The sequence below is a fragment of the Candidatus Scalindua japonica genome (genome assembly GCF_002443295.1).
Taxonomy (GTDB): Bacteria; Planctomycetota; Brocadiia; order Brocadiales; family Scalinduaceae; genus Scalindua; species Scalindua japonica.
Map to the genome: position 1 here is coordinate 300,392 of NZ_BAOS01000005.1, position 15,674 is coordinate 316,065.

13 protein-coding genes are annotated in these 15,674 nt (G+C 41.2%); 8 read left to right on the top strand and 5 right to left on the bottom strand.

Annotated elements, in window-relative coordinates; all coding sequences use genetic code 11:
- The first annotated feature begins 63 nt into the window (after positions 1-63).
- Entirely contained in the window at positions 64-1,383 is a 1,320-nt protein-coding gene (locus SCALIN_RS05785; protein ID WP_096893452.1) for a GTPase, read from the top strand.
- Between the two features lie 89 nt (positions 1,384-1,472).
- Here SCALIN_RS05785 and SCALIN_RS05790 read toward each other — a convergent pair whose 3' ends face one another.
- The 3 genes from SCALIN_RS05790 to SCALIN_RS05795 all read right to left on the bottom strand — a co-directional run bounded on the left by SCALIN_RS05790 (position 1,473) and on the right by SCALIN_RS05795 (position 3,432).
- Positions 1,473-2,156 carry a PEP-CTERM sorting domain-containing protein gene (locus SCALIN_RS05790; protein ID WP_096893453.1) on the bottom strand — a complete coding sequence of 228 codons (684 nt, stop codon included), beginning with the start codon at positions 2,154-2,156 and terminating at the stop codon, positions 1,473-1,475.
- Positions 2,157-2,400: 244 nt separating this feature from the next.
- A complete protein-coding gene (locus SCALIN_RS21980; RefSeq protein WP_162532170.1) occupies positions 2,401-2,538 on the bottom strand; it encodes a hypothetical protein in 138 nt (45 codons plus the stop codon).
- 54 nt (positions 2,539-2,592) lie between these two features.
- On the bottom strand, positions 2,593-3,432 hold the full coding sequence (locus SCALIN_RS05795) for a uracil-DNA glycosylase (protein WP_096893454.1): 840 nt from the start codon (positions 3,430-3,432) through the stop codon (positions 2,593-2,595).
- 300 nt (positions 3,433-3,732) lie between these two features.
- Between SCALIN_RS05795 and thiS the strand changes: the two genes are divergently transcribed.
- The 7 genes from thiS (at position 3,733) to SCALIN_RS05830 (ending at position 13,299) form a co-directional block, all read left to right on the top strand.
- Positions 3,733-3,933, top strand: a complete 201-nt coding sequence (thiS, locus tag SCALIN_RS05800; protein WP_096893455.1) for a sulfur carrier protein ThiS — start codon at positions 3,733-3,735, stop codon at positions 3,931-3,933.
- 4 nt (positions 3,934-3,937) lie between these two features.
- Positions 3,938-4,708, top strand: a complete 771-nt coding sequence (locus SCALIN_RS05805; protein WP_096893473.1) for a thiazole synthase — start codon at positions 3,938-3,940, stop codon at positions 4,706-4,708.
- A gap of 138 nt (positions 4,709-4,846) precedes the next feature.
- Positions 4,847-5,605, top strand: a complete 759-nt coding sequence (hisF, locus tag SCALIN_RS05810; protein ID WP_096893456.1) for an imidazole glycerol phosphate synthase subunit HisF — start codon at positions 4,847-4,849, stop codon at positions 5,603-5,605.
- Positions 5,606-5,934: 329 nt separating this feature from the next.
- On the top strand, positions 5,935-7,542 hold the full coding sequence (locus SCALIN_RS05815) for a hypothetical protein (protein ID WP_096893457.1): 1,608 nt from the start codon (positions 5,935-5,937) through the stop codon (positions 7,540-7,542).
- Positions 7,543-7,872: 330 nt separating this feature from the next.
- Positions 7,873-8,385 carry an NADH-quinone oxidoreductase subunit NuoE family protein gene (locus SCALIN_RS05820; RefSeq protein ID WP_096893458.1) on the top strand — a complete coding sequence of 171 codons (513 nt, stop codon included), beginning with the start codon at positions 7,873-7,875 and terminating at the stop codon, positions 8,383-8,385.
- 140 nt (positions 8,386-8,525) lie between these two features.
- Positions 8,526-10,304, top strand: a complete 1,779-nt coding sequence (locus SCALIN_RS05825; RefSeq protein ID WP_096893459.1) for an NADH-quinone oxidoreductase subunit NuoF — start codon at positions 8,526-8,528, stop codon at positions 10,302-10,304.
- Positions 10,305-10,344: 40 nt separating this feature from the next.
- The gene (locus SCALIN_RS05830; RefSeq protein ID WP_096893460.1) at positions 10,345-13,299 is read left to right on the top strand and encodes an FAD-dependent oxidoreductase; all 2,955 of its coding nucleotides are present in this window, start codon (positions 10,345-10,347) and stop codon (positions 13,297-13,299) included.
- Positions 13,300-13,328: 29 nt separating this feature from the next.
- Here SCALIN_RS05830 and SCALIN_RS05835 read toward each other — a convergent pair whose 3' ends face one another.
- Positions 13,329-14,390 carry a type III polyketide synthase gene (locus tag SCALIN_RS05835; RefSeq protein ID WP_096893461.1) on the bottom strand — a complete coding sequence of 354 codons (1,062 nt, stop codon included), beginning with the start codon at positions 14,388-14,390 and terminating at the stop codon, positions 13,329-13,331.
- A gap of 67 nt (positions 14,391-14,457) precedes the next feature.
- Positions 14,458-15,621 (bottom strand): B12-binding domain-containing radical SAM protein, encoded by a 1,164-nt coding sequence (locus tag SCALIN_RS05840; RefSeq protein WP_096893462.1) that lies wholly within the window; start codon positions 15,619-15,621, stop codon positions 14,458-14,460.
- Between the last annotated feature and the right edge of the window lie 53 nt (positions 15,622-15,674).

The following is a 15,674-nucleotide window of genomic DNA, read 5'->3' on the forward strand; positions in this document are numbered from 1 at the left end:
TATATCTGTCTGGTTTTGCCCGCCAGAAAGCAAGTGGTCAGGCTTCATAAAATATAGAATATAATGAAAAACGAAACGATTGCATCTATTACCACACCTATCGGCGAAGGAGGAATCGGCGTAATACAGGTTTCCGGCCCCAACTCACTTGAGATCGTAAATAAGGTATTCAAGGGCAAGAAACTGAAAGACTTGATAAATGCGGAGTCAATGAGGATTTATTACGGAGATATTTATTATAACGGTCGACCGGTTGACGAAGTAATCGTAAACGTGCTCAGAGAACAAGACAGTTTCACTGGTGAAGACCTGGTTGAAGTTAATTGCCATGGCGGTATCCTTGCAGTGAAGAAGACACTTGAAAGCATTGTGTCTGCCGGAGCAAAAGAAGTCCACTGGGAAGAGCTCGCCAATCGACCCCTTATAAATAGCAAGATTGACCGTATTCAGGAAGAAGCGTTACGGGAAATACCCAAAGCAAAAACAAAATTAGGGGTTAAAGTCCTACTAGACCAATACAATGGTGCATTGTCTTTATCTATTCATAAGACAATTGAAGGGATAGGAAAATGTGATAATAACAAAAAATTATTGTATGACACCAACAATGCATTAAGAGAAATACTCGCAACTGCAGCATTCGGTTGTGCAATTACTTCACCTCAAAAACTAATTATTACTGGTAAGCCAAATGCAGGCAAATCCACATTATTTAACTCATTGTTAAAAGAAGATAGATTAATTACACACAAAGAGCCGGGTACCACAAGAGACGCAATTGATGAAATGTTCTCAATCGACGGCATACCAATAACAATAGTCGATACTGCGGGTATAAGAGAGACAGAACACGAAGTTGAAAGGCTCGGTATCCTGGAAAGCAGAAAGCAGTTAGCACAGGCAGATAAAATAATTGTGGTATTTGATAATTCCAAACCGGTAGAAAAAGAAGATGAAGAGATAATAAAACTAATTAATACATTACAGTTAAAGAAAGCAGACAACACTCATAACAAAATATCTGTTTTCGCGGTATTGAATAAAACAGATCTGCCTTGTAAATTAGACGCGGAAACACTTATTGGAAAAATATTTGGACCGATTTGTCAGGTATCTGCCTTAAACGGTGATGGGCTCCCAACCCTTGAGGAGACTCTGATTTCAGAGTTTAAAGGTTTTACAGAATATACACCTGAAAAGCCCATAATTTTCACTAAACGGCAACAGGATTATGTATCCAAAGCATTAAATACAATAACTCGATGCATCCAGGAAGTTAAAGGGGGAAAAGAACCAAGTAACTATTCTGATTTACTAAACGAAATTAAGCAAAATCTTTTAAACAGTGTTGACGATTCTCATAAGAACAGAGAATATTACTAGTGAGTGTCTTGGAGTACGGCAAAAAAACGCCTACATCCCTCAGCTAATGAAGAATGTAAGCGTCTGTATAATTGAGCAATGTTGGTAAGTTACCTGGTTTTATTGACAACACTCTTTTTTCGTCTACGTCTCAATTCTGCACCTGCAAGTCCTGCAATACCGATTCCCAGAAGAGCGACGGTGGTTGGTTCCGGAACAGCAGCGAGATCGGTAGCTCCAACGGTGAATCCATGCCAACCCTCAGTGGTATCTGTAAATGTAATCGAAGTGTACGTACCAGGCAGTCGAATGACACTGTGGACTTCTCCCGATCCGAAAAACCCTGTACCGCTGCCATTCAGTATCGGTGTTCCATTCCCCCAGTAGCCATGACCAAAACTCAGAATTTCTATCGGTACCCCGAATTCAACCGTATTGTTATTCCAACTGACCAGTGCCAAAAGAGGATCGACGACAGCTTCTGAGAACGTGATTGTCTTAGCGCCACCGACACTCAAAGCAATGATATCTGAAGCAGGGGGCGCATTGTCTACTTCCGCACTTATATATGGCGCTGAAGGGTTCCAGTAATTGACTCCGCCCGCTGTTTGAGCAAACGAATATGGACCACTGTATGTCATGTCAACGGTGCTCGAACCAAATGTCAGAGTTCCTGTTACTTCTGATGGCGCACTAGCTGTCCAATCCGTCCAAGACACGGGAACTGCCATCACAGCAGATGCAGGAACAGTAAGTAAAACAATTATACAAAAATTTCTTAATAATAATTTCATAGTACTCTCCTTAATTACACTGTTAAAAAAAAAGCCGCTATTATATTATTTTGTTAGTCTAATATCTATAGATTTTCATTAACTACACATACACAAGATCAAAAAAAAGACCTAGGTTAATATATATTTATACTATTACAAGGTTTTTTTATACGAGAAAATGCCGACAAGCACTGCGTATACATTCAAACGTTTTCAAAAAATAACACAAAGTAAGTGACTTGTCAACACGAAATTTATAATATCAGAGGTCAGGTTTTTTAGCCTTGTGAACACCGTTAAAACCCGGTGAGAAGTCAAGCCTGACCTTTTTATTGATTAATGGCTCTTCAGAAAAAAACAGACCACTGCTGGTCAGGGCATTAAGCATGAATCTAAACATTTCGGTTCAATCTACTAGATGAAACCAGCAGAAAATCTAATTCGGATTGGTCGTTTAGACATTAGTTATACTGCGCCTCGTTAAGCTAGCATTTTCCTTCAAAAAGTCTCTCACTTTCTTTATATCAGTCCAAACCTTTTTCTTGTCACCAGGATTTCTCAGTAAGTATGCAGGGTGATAGGTTGCCAGAAGTTTTGTACTTTGATACTCAAAGAACCTTCCTCGCAGGTTACCTATAGATTCTGTTGTGTCCAACAGTGTCTGCGCGGCAAATGTACCTAACGCGCATATTATCATTGGGCGTATTATTTCAATCTGCCTGATCAAGTGCGGAGAACACAACACTATTTCATTTGCATTTGGATTTCTGTTATCCGGTGGACGGCACTTAAGGATATTGGCAATATATACATCGCTCCTTTTCAGCCCTATAGATTCTATAATTCTGGTCAAAAGCTGCCCGGCTTTTCCGACAAATGGCTCTCCCTGCTGGTCCTCGTAATAACCGGGGGCCTCTCCTACAAACATTAGTTCTGCATCCGGATCGCCTGCCCCGAAAACTACATTTGATCTCGCATGACATAACTCACATTTTATACATTTTTTTACCTGTTCTTCTAATTTTCCAAGCTCCTCAATCTTCTCTGATTTGTTCAATTCAACTGATTTTTCTTCATTATAAAAATCGAAATTATTGCAAACAGATTCTTGCGTTGAGGGTTGAGTAATTACGTTCTCTTCACTGGATAACGAGTCTTTAATTACGGGATCCAACTGCAGGTAATTTACCCCTAACTTTCTTTCCAGGTCAACCTTATCGGAAAGGACCTTAAGCAGTGACAATACCTCAGCTTTTGCTTCCTGTAGTTTTACTGGTTTAACTGATTTACTCATGTTTATTACTTTCACAACCAGGTTAATACTTCAATAATAACATGCTATCAAGAATCCACCCTACCACCCATGTTTTAATTGTGGCAAAACTACTAGCGTGAATGGTGAAATGCAGTTTGAACAGCTTAAACAGTCAAAAAGGTTTAAGCTGCTATTACAAGTAATTCAAACTTTTTATAACATGTCAGGATTATATATAAGCTTCCAAAGCGTGTCAAAATCTCTTTTTCCTTGAATTTATCATAAGACAAACCTAGAATACTAAATTCTACATATTTACCTCTTCGGAGCAGAGTTACGATGCAAATCACCGTAAATGATGAAAACAAAGAATTTCCAGCCAAAACATCAGTATCAGAACTGCTGAAAAGTTTTGATATGGATGAAAGGTATGTTGCGGTAGAATTAAATCGTAAAATAGTTCCACGCACACAATTCAGTGAGAAATTACTGGTGGAAAATGATATTTTAGAAATAGTTACTTTTGTAGGTGGTGGATAATAAAATGAGTGATACAGTTCTCAAACTTGGCAAATACGAGTTTAAATCAAGATTGTTTGTTGGTACGGGAAAATATGAGACCTTAGACATAATGAAAGAGGCTCTGGAAGCAAGCGGTTCAGAGGTTATTACAGTAGCGGTAAGAAGAGCGAATATTGAAGGTAAACCGGGAGAATCGCTGCTCGATTATATTGATAAAGAAAAATATACTATCCTTCCCAATACTGCAGGGTGTTTTTCAGCAGATGAAGCCATCAGAACAGCATTTATGGCAAGGGAATTGGGGATTTCTGACTTAATAAAACTTGAAGTATTAGGCGATAAAGATACACTGCTGCCAGACCCTGTTGGCACTTTAGAAGCCACTGAAAAGCTGGTAAAAGAAGGTTTTACCGTACTTGTATATACCTCTGATGACCCTATCATAGCAAAACGCCTTGAAGACGCCGGAGCGACAAGTGTGATGCCGGCGGGAGCGCCTATAGGTTCAGGTCAGGGAATCCTGAACCCTAATAACATAAGGATAATTCTGGAGACATTGAGCGTGCCTGTTATAGTTGATGCCGGAGTGGGAACCGCTTCAGATGTGACTGCTGCTATGGAACTTGGTTGCGTGGGAGTATTGTTAAATACGGGGATTGCACAGGCAAAAGAGCCTGTCCAAATGGCCAAAGCGATGAAACTTGCGTGTGAGTCGGGCCGTCTGGCGTATTTATCAGGCAGAATACCAAAGAAACTGTACGCGAATGCCAGCAGCCCTTTAAAAGACTTTTAAAAATCATTTCCTATTGACAATCTTAGAAGCTGTCAGATAATTACCATACTCTGAATAAATTTACTGTGTTACAAGCATGGACAAACGAGTTTATCCATGCCACCTATTCTGTTTATTCTCATAGAAATAAAATAGATAATGTTAGCCAAACGTATAATACCCTGCCTTGATGTTAAAGATGGCAGAGTGGTAAAAGGGACTAAATTTTCAGGTTTGAGAGATTCCGGGGATCCTGTAGAAATTGCTGAACTGTACTGTCAGCAAGGTGCGGATGAACTGGTCTTTCTTGATATTACCGCCTCACATGAAAAAAGAGGCATTATACTTGATGTTGTAAGGCATACGGCAGAAAATGTTTTTATGCCTCTTACGGTTGGCGGTGGAATTAGAACTATTGATGATATCAGGACTCTCCTGAACGCCGGCACAGATAAAGTATCTATAAACACTACTGCGGTAAAAGACCCTGAGTTTATAAATAAAGCATCTAAACGCTTTGGAAGCCAATGCATTGTAGTCGCCATTGATGCGAAGAGAGAAGGAGACGGATGGGGAGTATTTATAAATGGCGGGCGTACCCCTACTGGAAAAGATGCGGTTGAGTGGGCTAAAGAAGTAGAATCAAGAGGAGCTGGAGAGATACTCCTAACCAGTATGGACTGTGACGGTACCAAAGATGGTTTCAACCTTGAACTTACACGGACAATATCTGAAAGTCTGGAAATACCAGTTATAGCATCCGGTGGCGCTGGAAATCTTGATCATTTCTATGACGTATTTACAAAAGGCAAGGCAGATGCCGCATTGGCTGCATCCATTTTCCATTTTAAGGAGTACGAGATAGCCACGGTAAAGGATTTTTTGTCTGATAAAAGAATAATAGTGAGAAAAACATGAATTATTCTGATTTTGAATAAATTAATTAATAGTGCAGTATAGCTGCGGCTGAAGTTTGAAGTGCCTTAAATGAACAAAAGTATCTAAAGAGCAGACGCATAAACTTACAAAGATGTTGATAGTAAAAGAGTTATAAAAAGAGTTAGAGGCAATATTTTGTAAAAGGAGCGACAAGAATAATGTGCCAACGAGCCAGTAAGCCGTATTTTAAAGGGTTTTGTGAAATAATTTACAAAATCCAATAGTAGAATTACAAAATACGGTGCCCAACTTGTATAATAGAAGTCACACAATAACACAAACTACTATACAAGAAAGGACACGCTAGAATGCTACCAATATCACAAATTCAAATCAACCAAAAATCGCTACTAATTCACACTGTTCACGAAGATGACAAAGTACTGCTTAATACACCAGATGCGGAATGGTTTCGGGCTTTATATTATTTTCCCTGGGAGAAACACCGTAATTTCGGTGCTGAGTACTACGATGCACTTTATGAATTTAATAAACGAGAAGAGAGAAAGAGGCTGAAAAATCAACCCCAAAAGCAAGTAGTATTATCTCAGAGCAAAGAAGATGCAAGACAGGAGCTTTTGTTTAATAGAGCAACAATGCAAGTTGACAAGGAGAAGAGAGGTGATGTGCTTTATGAAGTAGCGGCTGAATCAAAGCAGCGGATGGTAAGTCCCCTGAGTATATCTCCCGGGGTAGTGCCATTTCGATTGGGAGGTAAGAGGCCAAAATGTTTTTTTGCGTTGTTAAAAAGTTTTTTGGGTACAGCTCTAATGGGATTTCCGTGCGAGCCGGAAAAAGTGTCCATGTTATTAAAGAGTAATCCGAGTTTTGTGCGAGTATGTGGATTTGCACCGAAGGGGGAAAGGGATGAGTATTGTAGCAGGCATATACCAAGTGAGCGTAAACTGCAGCAATTTGACCAGATCATGAGTGAGTGGGGGCTATGGGATAAGATGAAGATTGCGCTGGTAACTGAGAACATAGAGACAGGTGCGATTAAAATAGAAAAGGAAGTAGTAGGAGATACAACTCACTATTATGCATATTCAGGGTTTGAGACAGTAAAGTATAAGGACGAAGATGGTAAGGAGGAGCAGAAGAAGTCGCAATCAAAGCTGACTAAGAGGTGTCGCTGTCAGGACAGAGACAAGTGTGAACATGACTGGGTATTGGCAGATGAAGGAGCGGGGACAATCGTGAAATCCATAACAAAGATGTATTGGGGGCACAAAGCAAGTATTGTAGGTTTTCCACGTCAAGGCGTGCCTCTGGATGCAAGAGCAGTGTTGGATGGACCGACACATGATGGAGAGACATATTTTCCACATGTAGAAAAGGTATTTGATACATATCCGGTGATTGAAGAATCGGTTAAAAGAGCGTTGTATGATAGCGCGTGTGATAGCAGAGATTTGAAAGATAAGTTTATGGACAAACTCGGCTTAGAATTAAAGGCATCTTTAAATCCAAGGCGCAAGAATGGAATAACAGATGGTTTGCCGCGTGGCATGGAGAAGATAACGCCGTATGGTGTGGTAATATGCAATGGTGGCCATGAGATGGATTACAAAGGAATGCGTTATGAAAAAGAAAAATTCATTTACCATGCGCCAACGGATACAGATGGTGAACCGGTGTGTTCAACATGCTTGCATCAGGTAGAGTGTTGTCCCAATTCGTTAACTGGCAGGATGATTAATATATCATTTGGGTTATTACCCCACATAGACACGGAAGATCCTCCAATGGCAAAGAGATTCAAGGCAATAATGACACGTCGTCCTTCAGTTGAGCGGTGCGGCTGGAGCTTGAAGTGTGATATTGGTGATGATCGTTTAAGCAAGAGAGGGAATCTTGCGTTTCAGGCATACCTGGACAAGACGATGATTGCTTTTCATCTGTTGTTACAGAATTAAATTGGTGATTTTTAAAGTAAAAAACAAAAAACCGTAGGAGAGGTGTTTTCAAATTTGCAAATTATCTCCATTGTTGGTGCTGTGCAGTTTTATACTGTCTTCTTTTAACGTAATTTTGAAGTACGATTGAAAAAAATTTTTGCATCAAGCGCTTTTCGTGCGAGTTTATGCGGAGGCTCTAAAGGAAAAAATTTTTTTCACAACTTTAGCTTATTTCAAACTTTAGGCATTTTTGAATTTTATGATAAAAAAATGGTTGTATTTTCAGGCTATTTATTTTATCATGTTCCTTCGTACAAAATTTTAACATAAAAATAATAAACACTTGAAATGAGTCAATCACTGGAAGCTAAAGTAGAACCTGAAGTTGTATTGGACTGGATAAATAAGATTGGTAGTGATTCTTCTTCGACCGTTCCCCTGTTACAGGCAGTACAATCAAAATATGGTTATCTGCCAAGAGTTGCAATGGACCTGATAATTCAAAACTCCGATATTTCAGGCAGTCAGGTTTACGGTGTAGCTACCTTCTATTCTCAATTCAGATTAAAACCGGTCGGACGACACATGATAAGAATTTGCCACGGCACTGCCTGTCACGTTACAGGTGCAGACAGATTGGATACTTCCTTACGCCACATCCTCAATATTACTGATGAGGAACAGGATACCGCTGAAAATGGAAGTTACACGATAGAGCAAGTTGCCTGCATTGGATGCTGCAGTCAGGCCCCGGTACTGGTAATAGCTGACGAAGTCTCCGGAAACCTTACTGGCGCAAACGCTCAAAGGGCATTGAAAAAACACGCCAAAAAGAACGAAGAAATTGTGGCCAATATATAGTAGCTGAAAGATTGAGAGAATAAAACAGAATACAGACAGGATATATTTATTTATCTTTTTTCGCTTTGAGCGACATAGCTTTTATCTAATCCCATCAGTATAGCTGGTGGTTTAACCGATAATTTATTGAGAATTGAACAATGGAAGCTAATAATCTTAACGTAATTGTTGGAGAAGGGACTTGCGGAATTGCGGCTGGCTCAAAGGAAGTAATCGAGGCTTTCCGGAAGCATGCTCCCGAAATGAATATCAGAACCGTCGGTTGTGTCGGTATGTGTCATCAGGAAGTAATCACCGAAATAAATGATGGTAATGGTAATAGACACATATACGGTAACGTCACAAAAAAAACAGTTCCGTCAATCATAAAATTCCATAAAGGAGAGGGAGATCTACCAGAAGACCAGCTGATATTCTCGCCAGACAACCAGGATCTGGACAAATGGCGATATCTGGCACATCAAACAAGAATAGCCCTTCGAAATGTTGGATATCTTGACCCCACTTCGATTTCAGAATACCAGGCAAGAGATGGATATAAGGCGATAAAGAAAATTTTAGCGGATATGACGCCTGAACAGGTTATTGAGGAAGTCAAGATTTCATGTATTAGAGGACGAGGTGGCGCCGGATTCCCAACACATGTTAAATGGAATTTTGCAAAACAATCTGAAGGAGACATAAAATATCTGATTTGTAACGGTGATGAAGGTGACCCAGGTGCGTTTATGGACCGATCACTCCTGGAAGGAGACCCCCATAATGTGATTGAAGGTATGTTGATTGCCGCATATTCATTTGGTGCATCAAAGGGTTACGCATATATCCGTGCAGAGTATCCGCTTGCTGTAAAGAATTTTGGTAAAGCAATAAAAGATGCTCATGAACTTGGTGTTCTGGGGGATAACATTCAAGGAACGAACTTCTCATTTGATATAAAAATCAAAGAAGGGGCAGGAGCTTTTGTCTGCGGAGAAGAGACGGCGCTTATCGCTTCAATTGAAGGAGATCGGGGAATGCCAAGATTTAAACCCCCCTTCCCTGCCATTAAAGGATTATTCGGAAAACCGACAATAATAAATAATGTAGAAACCCTGGCAAACCTGCCATGGATAATCAATAAGGGCGGGAAAGCCTATGCCTCCCATGGAACAGAAGATTCCAAAGGTACAAAAGTTTTTGCGCTGGCTGGAGCAATAAAAAAAGGTGGCCTGGTAGAAGTTCCGATGGGAACTAAGATTCGAGATGTCCTGGAAGATATCGGAGGAGGATCTTCATCCGATAAACCACTAAAAGCCGTACAGCTTGGAGGGCCATCCGGAGGATGTGTACCAGAGAATCTTTTTGACACTACAATCGAATACGCCGCAATAAATGCTACAGGTGCTATTATGGGTTCCGGTGGTATGATAGTCATGGACGAATCGACCTGTATGGTTGATCTCTCCAAATATTTCCTCAGCTTTACTCAGAACGAATCATGCGGAAAATGTACCTTTTGCAGAATAGGTACGTTAAGGATGAGAGAACTTTTATCCAAGATTTGTGACGGTCACGGTGAAATGGAAGATATTGAAGCCCTTGAAGAGCTTACCGAGCAGATTAAAAAATCCAGTCTATGCGGTCTTGGACAGACTGCGCCAAACCCTGTTGCAACAACACTGAAATATTTCCGCAATGAATACGAGGCCCACATAAAAGACAAGAGATGTCCTGCCGGTGTATGCAAAAGCCTGATAACACATACAATTATTTCTACGGATTGTACTGGTTGTTCCTTATGCGAGATCCAATGTCCGGTCAATGCGATAACTGGGCAAAAGAAGGTAAAAGGATCTTATGTCATTGATCAGGCAGCATGTATCAACTGCGGAATGTGTTTTGAAGTATGCAACTCAAAAGCTATTAAAGTAGAATAATATTTTTTAATTTAATTAATTAAAGCCCCAGGTATTGATAATGAGTGAGAATGTAAAGATAACATTAAATGGCAAAGAAATAGAAGTCCCTGCTGATGCGACAATCAGAGAAGCAGCGAAAAGCCAGGGCATAGATATACCGACTTTTTGTTATGATGATAGATTAAAGGCATATACAAGTTGTTTTTTATGTGTTGTGGAGGTAGAGAATGCAAGAAACATGATACCTGCCTGTAGTACAACTGTTACTCCGGGTATGGTTATAAGAACTGATACTGAAGCTATTAAGACGACACGGAAAATGGCCCTTGACCTGCTTTTGTCTGATCACAGTGGAGACTGTATTGCGCCTTGTGAAGATACATGTCCTTCAAATATTGATATACAAGGATATATTGCTCATATATCAAATGGAAACTTTCCTGCTGCTGTTAAATTAATTAAAGAAAGAAACCCCCTACCTGTAATTTGTGGCAGAATATGTCCTCATCCGTGTGAATCACAATGCAGGAGAGGTCTTGTTGATGAACCGATAGCTATTAACCCACTGAAAAGATTTTCTTCCGAATACGAACTGGAACATGGTCCGTTTATGCCCGAAACAAAACCGGATACAGGTAAAAAGGTGGCAATTGTAGGTGGAGGCCCTGCCGGATTATCAGCGGCTTATTACCTGAGGCAAGAAGGACACGCTGTAGACATCCATGAGGCGCTGCCTGAATTAGGAGGTATGGCCCGCTACGGTATACCAAGATTCAGACTACCTTGGGACAAGATGGATAAAGAGATTAGCGCGATTATTGGACTTGGAGTAAATGTTCATCACAATAAGAGCCTGGGCAAGGATTTCACCATTGATGATCTCAAAAAAAATGGTGCTGACGCTGTACTGATAGCCATTGGTGCACACAGAGCCAAAAAGATGATGGTTGAGAATGAAGATATACCGGGGGTAATCGGAGGAATAGATTTCCTGCGTAAGGTTGTGCTGGGTGAAGAGGTAAATGTCGGCAAAAAAGTTGCAGTTATAGGCGGTGGAGATACTGCAATGGATTGTTGCCGTGTTGCCAAACGTGCCGGAGCAGAAGATGTAACTCTGCTATATAGAAGATCACAGGAAGAGATACCTGCCCTGCAACATGAACAGGATGAGACTATCGAAGAAGGTGTTGAATTCAGGCTACTGACCGCTCCGGTAGAGGTACTGGAGGAAAATGGTAAGGCTAAGGGCTTGAAAGTTATTTCAATGGAACTTGGTGATCCTGACGAATCCGGCAGGCGCAGACCTAAACCTGTAGAGGGAAGTGAGGAGGATCTTGAATTTGATCTGATCATTGCTGCCATTGGACAAGATCCGGATGTTTCCTGTATAGAAGATGAGAAAGAAGTGCCTGAATGTACCAGGTGGAGCACCTTCGTATATGATGAAAAAACCATGATCACAAGCGTTGAAGGCGTATTTACAGCAGGTGACTGCGCATTCGGACCGGATACTGTAATTCGTGCTGTATCCGAAGGAAAACAGGCTGCCAAAGCTATCAATCTTTACTTCAGTGGTGCAAAAGTTGAACTTAAGAAAGAGTATCAGATTTCAGCTGGAAGGTTAAAAGACCTTGACATGGCTGACTTCTCACCCAGATACGTTCATCAGAAGAGAGCCTTGGAGACTACACATCCAGCGGATGTCCGCATGGCAGCAGGAGGATATGATGCCATAAACGTCGGAATCGATGAAGCACAAGCACTGGCAGAAGCAGCACGATGCATAGAGTGCGGCTGCAAGGCCAGATTTGATTGTGATCTCAGAAACTACTCCTCGGAATACGGAATCGGTGATGTAAAGTACAAAGGTGACAGGAGAAAGTACGATGTAGATACAAGGCATCCTTTAGTCAGTATTGAAGCCGATAAATGTATTACCTGCGCTTGTTGCGTAAGGGTCTGCAGTGAAGCCAGAAAGATATCTGCCCTCTCTTTTGTCAACAGGGGATTTGTTACCAAGATTGCGCCTAACTTTGATGATCCACTGCAGAACACAGACTGTGATGCCTGTGGAATGTGCATTGATCTGTGCCCTACCGGCACTCTGGCAGAAAATACCGGCAAGGAATATGGTCCCTGGGTAACTGATATCAGCATCAGCACCTGTACATCATGCCCGAGAGGTTGCGCCATAAAGGTGCATACAAAAGAGGGTTTGATAACGAAAGTACAGAGCGTTGATAACGACCCGATTAACGGAGCTATGATTTGCAGAGAAGGCAGGTTCTCGAATCACCTTCAGGACAAGGCTATTGAACTTACTGATAATGAACTGAAAGAGCAGTTGAATAATGCCAGAAACCTTTTGGACGATGCCAGCAAACTGGCAGTAATAGTTTCGCCTAAACTAACGGTTGAAACACTTTTTGCGGCAAAAAGTCTCTGTGAAGAGAAAAATGGAACACTTTACTATATACCCGGCGAAAAATCCGAACCAAACAAGTTTCCATTTGCAAAACTAAAGAACAGTTCCAACACCGCTTTATTAAATAAAATGGGCGCAAAAGCATGGGATAACGCTAGTACTGATTGCATCCTTCTCGTTGGAGCCTATCTGGAAAATAAACCTAAGGAGTCCGTCAAAGTAATTACCATGAGCAACTTTAAAAACGGCATCGCACCGGATGCGCAAATACCACTGGCAGACCCGTTAAAAAGCGAAGGTGCTGTACTAACAGACGAAGGATATCTGGCCTTCTTAAATACAAAATTGCCTGTTGGTAAGGATTTAACTCCTTACACTCTCCTGGCAAACCTGGGTGGCTTGAATGGATTCGAAGACATTGCTTCAATCAGAAAGCAATTGGCAGCGTCAGTCACTGAACTGAATGGATTGTTAGAAAGTGGTAGCGACAGGCTTGTAAAGACCAATCTTACACCTGAAATGATAGATGTTGCACCAGATTGCCGTGAAGTCGCTTTTGCAAAATATTGTGAAGGTCTGGGATTGTAACGCTCGCAATTCTGCAAACTACAATTGCATCAACCCTCTGCTTTCATCAGAAATCCATGAGCACTCAGTCCGGCACCGAAAGCAACTATTAAACACCAATCACCAGGAGCAACACCCTTACTTAAAATCTCACGCAAAACAAACAGAACTGTCGGAGACGACATATTCCCATATCCCGCAAGAATATCACGGGTCATTTGTAATTTTATTTCCGGAATACCCAATTTGTCTCTGACCGCGTTGATCACCTTTTCTCCTCCTGGATGGAATGCCCAGTGTTTAATATCTTCCCGTTTCAGCCCGCTGGGTGTTAACAGGTCATTTACTACTCTGGCAACCGTTTTACTGGCAAACGCAGACAACTTTAAGGAAAGCTGGTTATGCAATTGTCCGTTTCTGTATATGTATCGTATATCTTCACGATATTTTGTGTCACACCTGCTCGCTGATGCAACCAGTCTTAATACACCGGGACGACTCCATAAAACCGCAGCAGATGCACCGTCAGCAAAGAGCGCGTTTGAAACAATCAGACTCAAATCATCTGCCATCTGAAATGTTGCACTGCAGATCTCTATTGAAACACTCACAACTATTTCGTCTCTTTTCCCTTGTATTATATCCCTGCAAATCTGCAAGTTTGGAATAGAACCGCCACAACCGCTCCCCACAAGATCATGTATTCTTATATTATTTGAAAAACCCAGTTTTTCCAGAAGATACGTTGAGATACCCGGACAAATGTAACCGGTACAGGTATTCACCACTAAACCGGTTATATCGCCGGTTGTAATCCCTGCCTGTACAAGGGCGTTATTTATTGCCTGAGAGGATAGCTCTACAGCCCACTCGGTAAATCTGGCAATGCGAGAATCCGGATCTTCGTTCACGAGACACTCAAGATCTTTTACGGCAATATACCTGTTTAATACACTCGGATGAGCAAAGATTTTAACCATTTTTGACATACTCTTTGGTTCTAAAACCTTTGAATAATGATTTCTCAGAAATGTTTCTGCCTCTGACTGCTTTACCGCATAAGGAGGAGTGGCGACACCAAGAGAAGCAATTGATACACTTTCATTCTTCATACGTAGGGATTCACTTTCTTTAAAAGGTTTTTATCTCAATTTTTTTAGATTATTTCTACGGATAGGATTACAAATCCATTCCTAACCATTTGAGCCCCCTGCGAATGTAACGTGTATTTTTCCAGAGTGGAGGTTTAACTCCCAACCAGTATCCGACAAAATTGATTGCAGGCAGAAATGGAAGGCTAATAGCATTCGGATTAATAAAATTCATGTGTGTTGCCATGCTGTTGTACACTTTTTTCAGTAACCATTCATGGTTAACAGATGGAGACAGATAAAATACCGGTTCAAGCATCTCCAGGGGAGACAGGTTTAACACCCCCTCTGTCCTTGCAATATTCTCCAGTTCAGTGCCGGGATAAATACGTATCCCTATCATGAAAAGCGCAACATCTCTCTTACTGATACATTTTTCCGCAAAGCGGAGGGTTTCCTGTACCGTATCTTCGGTTTCTCCAGGCCCTCCGAACATAAATACCCACAGGCACGGTATCCTGTGGTTTTGAATGATATCGGATGCCTTGAAGACATCACTCGCAGTAAAACCTTTCTTCAAACGATCTAAGACGGGATCCGCAGCACTCTCAACCGTAATACCAATGCCGACAAAACCTGCCTGTTCCATTGCTCCAATAAGATTATCATCCATAAAATACGGATTTAACTCCACGGTCTGAAGCCGGACATTTGTTCGAACCTTTGCGATAGTATCACATAATGCAATTGCATGATCATAGGGTGAATTAAATACATTATCTACGAATTCAACATCTCTTAAACCCCTTTTCTCAAGATCCATGATTTCCTCTCCTATCGTTTGAGGATCGCATAACCGGTAGTCCTGACCTTCGATCTTTCTATAGGTACAATAAACACATTTAAAATGGCATCCCAGTTTGGTTTGAATCGGCACTGGGGAAAATCTGGTAAGATAAGCGGGTAAATTTATCCACCGATGAAAATCCGGCACTAAACCGTTATCAGAAAAACGGTCTCCAAAACCGGTATTTATTCTGAAACCGGTATCTTCAATCCAGGCGACACCGGCAATATCTATTGGCATCCTGTTTTTTGACAACATATCCAGTACTTTAGGAAAAACAATTTCTCCATCACCCAATACTACCCAGTCTGCTCCGGTAAAACGGAGCAATGCTTCCGGCATTACACCAACGGCAGCACCTCCCAGAACGACTTTCGCATCTGTCTTCCCGCGAATAGTCTTCAAAAGTCGTGTCAGATCCTTATAGAACGCAACAGGTGCTGCATGTCATTGTTGGA

Coding starts and splice junctions, on each gene's coding strand:
- SCALIN_RS05785 (WP_096893452.1), top strand. CDS start 64: ATGAAAAACGAAACGATTGCATCTATTACCACACCTATCGGCGAAGGA.
- SCALIN_RS05790 (WP_096893453.1), bottom strand. CDS start 2,156: ATGAAATTATTATTAAGAAATTTTTGTATAATTGTTTTACTTACTGTT.
- SCALIN_RS21980 (WP_162532170.1), bottom strand. CDS start 2,538: ATGTTTAGATTCATGCTTAATGCCCTGACCAGCAGTGGTCTGTTTTTT.
- SCALIN_RS05795 (WP_096893454.1), bottom strand. CDS start 3,432: ATGAGTAAATCAGTTAAACCAGTAAAACTACAGGAAGCAAAAGCTGAG.
- thiS (WP_096893455.1), top strand. CDS start 3,733: ATGCAAATCACCGTAAATGATGAAAACAAAGAATTTCCAGCCAAAACA.
- SCALIN_RS05805 (WP_096893473.1), top strand. CDS start 3,938: ATGAGTGATACAGTTCTCAAACTTGGCAAATACGAGTTTAAATCAAGA.
- hisF (WP_096893456.1), top strand. CDS start 4,847: ATGTTAGCCAAACGTATAATACCCTGCCTTGATGTTAAAGATGGCAGA.
- SCALIN_RS05815 (WP_096893457.1), top strand. CDS start 5,935: ATGCTACCAATATCACAAATTCAAATCAACCAAAAATCGCTACTAATT.
- SCALIN_RS05820 (WP_096893458.1), top strand. CDS start 7,873: ATGAGTCAATCACTGGAAGCTAAAGTAGAACCTGAAGTTGTATTGGAC.
- SCALIN_RS05825 (WP_096893459.1), top strand. CDS start 8,526: ATGGAAGCTAATAATCTTAACGTAATTGTTGGAGAAGGGACTTGCGGA.
- SCALIN_RS05830 (WP_096893460.1), top strand. CDS start 10,345: ATGAGTGAGAATGTAAAGATAACATTAAATGGCAAAGAAATAGAAGTC.
- SCALIN_RS05835 (WP_096893461.1), bottom strand. CDS start 14,390: ATGAAGAATGAAAGTGTATCAATTGCTTCTCTTGGTGTCGCCACTCCT.